Genomic DNA, 2,853 nt, shown 5'->3' with positions numbered 1-2,853 from the left:
ACTCCAATGCCAACCGTACGCACCGAAGGTGCGCGTTCGCACGGCATCCCGCCCCCGTCTCGAAGCGGGGTTGTTGCAAGCGGGCTGTGGGCAGTGAGTGAGTGTTCCTTTCGGCTCGAAGTCCATGTACCTTGTTCGCAAATTCGCTAGGGGTGTTGACGGAATGATGGGAATCACGAGCCTCGGCCAGGGTCGCGGTGCGGTCGGGCTGCTGCTGGCCATCCTCATGGGACCTTGGGCCTGGGCTGGCCCTGCGGCCTACGACGAGTTGCCGGAGGGGCCGCCGGATCAGGTCGCCGAGCTCTACTACTCGGCGCTTTCGCTGCCTGAAGTTGCCAATTGGGGGCCGGACCGCCGGCTTGCGCTGCTGGATGCGGCGACCCTGCGTTATCGAGACCGGCTGGTGGATCGGGCGTCCTGGACGTCGGCCGACTCGGCGCTGCGGCACGTCGAGCGTTTCGCGGCGCTGGAGGCAGCGGATCAGCTAGCCGTCGCCCAAGCTTGCGCCCAGTTCGGCTTGCTGAACGGGCCATGCGCCGCGCATTTAGGCTACGTTCGGCGTGTCCGGGTGCTGGAGGAGATGCTGGCGCAGGGGCGGCTGACCTTGGACGAGTTGGAAGTCGAACTGGCGGGCGCCACCCGTCCCCGGCTCAGCGACGGGCCGCCGGCTCAGTGAGAAGCCGCGGATCGGGCGCAGGCCAGGCCGAGTGAGCGCGCTTCGGGGTTGGCTTATGCGGCCGGTGCGACTGGCAGCGCACTTCGCGCTGGCTGCGGCTGCGGCTTGGGCGTTGGCGCAGGGCACAACGCCGGCGGAACGCGCGGCAGCGCCCGCCAACCGGGCGCCGGAGCTGGCCCTGCCCGCTGGCGGGGTATTGGTTCGGGCCGGCGAAAGCGCGAGCGTGGTGGTCGAGGCGCTGGATCCCGACATCCTTGCTGACGGCGCCCCGGAGGCGGTGTGGCTGGGCGTTGAGCTGCGTTCCGGTTCCCACGCGCCGCCGCCGTGGCTCGTGCGGACGGCTTGGAGTGCCGGACCCTCGGAGCGGCCCCGCCTGGAGCTTGGGATCGCACCGCCCTTCGACGCGGCGCCTGGCAGCTTCACGGTCGAGGCGGGCGCGACGGATTCGCGCGGGCTGAGTACGCTCGCCCGCTTCGGAGTGACTGTTCTGCCACCCCGTTGCGGTCCCCTTGAGATTGACGAGGACGGGACCTGCGTGCGCTGCCCGGAGAACCGGCTGCCGGACGGCTCGCGCAGCTTCTGCGAGCTTTGCCCGTCGGGCACGGAGCGGCCTGTCGGCGCGCCTTCGTGCGCGGCCTGCGCGGCGGGCCTTTCGAGCGAAGCAGGCGGGGCCTGCGGCTGCGGCCCGGCGGGCGTTTTGGATGAAGGCCGGTGCGTGGAGTGCCCCCCGCACACGGAGGGCGCGGCGGAGGGCAACTGGTGCGCCGCCTGCCCGTCGGGCACGGAGCGTCCGGCGGGATCGCCGGAGTGCGCGACGGCGGTCCTGGCCACCGCCTCGAAGTCGGCACTGGCACCGGTGCAGGACGCGGCGCGGGCGCGGGAGGTGGCGGTGGTGGCGAGCTTGGTCGGCGGGGGCAGGGAGCTTTGGGAGGACGCTGGCGAGGTGCAGGTCCGGCTGAAGCTGAAGCCGAAGCCTTCGGCGGGCAACTACGCGGGCTGCCGGCTGCGGCTATCGGCGGGCAGCGAGGCCGGGGCCTCCGACGTGACCTTCTCCAACCGACGGAAGCTCACCCCGGACAACGGCTGGAGCGGACAGACGGGCCTCATGACGGTGGTGGACGACGCGCTGGACGAGGGCGACGAGACACTGGTGGTGGAGGGCTACTGCGCGTCGAGCGGCAACGGCGCGGATCCCAAGCACAAGGCCCTCGTCTCCCGGCCGCTGACCCTGACGATTCGGGACAACGACGCCGCGCTGTCGCTGTCGGTGGCCCCGGACGCCATCGGCGAGTCGCTGGGCAGGCAGGCGGTCGAAGTGGCCGCGGTCCTGAGCCGGCCGGCGCCAAGGCCGGTGGAGGTGCCGCTGACCTTGGGAGCCGGCGCGTATTCGGTGGCCGGGACGCGGCGCATCTCAATTGCGGCAGGGGGCGTCCGAGGGGCGACGGCGCTCGCCATCACGCCGGCGGACGACTCCAATGCGACCGACGACGCGGTGGCCATTGAAGGCACGGCGGCGGGTCACCGGGTGACCGGAACCACGCTGACGATACGGGAGCCGGTCATCGCGGGCGGGGTGGACATCAGCGGCCTTGGCGTGGCGCTGTCGGTGAGCCCGACGGCGCTGCGCGAAGGGAAGCGGGGCGCCCACCGGGTGTCGGCCACGCTGACGGGGGTGCCGGTGCCGGAGGCGGACGTGGCGATGGTGCTGGCGGTGGGCGGCACGGCCACGGAGGGCGCCTCCCACGACTTCACGCTGAAGGGCGGCCGGGACTGGCGCAAGCTGGCGGTCGCGGCGAACGACCCGTTCCTGACCGCGGGAACCAAGGTCACCGTGTCGGCGCGGGCCGACGGCATTGACGAGGGCGACGAGACCGTGACGTTCTCGGTGGCCCAGGTGGCTTGGGGCACGACGGTCGTGCCGTTGAGGCCGCCGGCGACGGCGACGCTCACGATCACGGAGGCGTGGGAGGCCCCGGCGGCGCCGACCGGGCTTGCGGCGTCTCCCTCGCCTGGCGACGAGCGCCACGGGCTTGACGTCGCTTGGGAGGCGGTTGCCGCCAATCCCCCGGTGGACGGCTACGTGGTGCGGCACCGGAAGGTGTCGGACCCGCCCGCCTAGTGGACGGCCTCCAAGCCGCAGCCGGGGCTGCGGGCGGCGGTGAAGGGCCCGGGAGGGG

Annotated in this window: 2 protein-coding genes; both read left to right on the top strand. The window is 72.6% G+C overall.

The window, feature by feature from the left end; genetic code table 11:
- Positions 1 to 163 precede the first annotated feature (163 nt).
- Positions 164 to 676 (top strand): hypothetical protein, encoded by a 513-nt coding sequence (locus F4X11_26565; GenBank protein ID MYN68537.1) that lies wholly within the window; start codon positions 164 to 166, stop codon positions 674 to 676.
- 715 nt (positions 677 to 1,391) lie between these two features.
- Positions 1,392 to 2,795 carry a hypothetical protein gene (locus tag F4X11_26560; GenBank protein ID MYN68536.1) on the top strand — a complete coding sequence of 468 codons (1,404 nt, stop codon included), beginning with the start codon at positions 1,392 to 1,394 and terminating at the stop codon, positions 2,793 to 2,795.
- The last annotated feature ends 58 nt before the right edge of the window (positions 2,796 to 2,853 follow it).

The sequence above is a fragment of the Acidobacteriota bacterium genome, from assembly GCA_009861545.1.
Classification (GTDB): Bacteria; Acidobacteriota; Vicinamibacteria; order Vicinamibacterales; family UBA8438; genus WTFV01.
The sequence above is the reverse complement of the archived record's forward strand: the minus strand, read 5'-3'. Positions and strand labels throughout refer to the sequence as shown.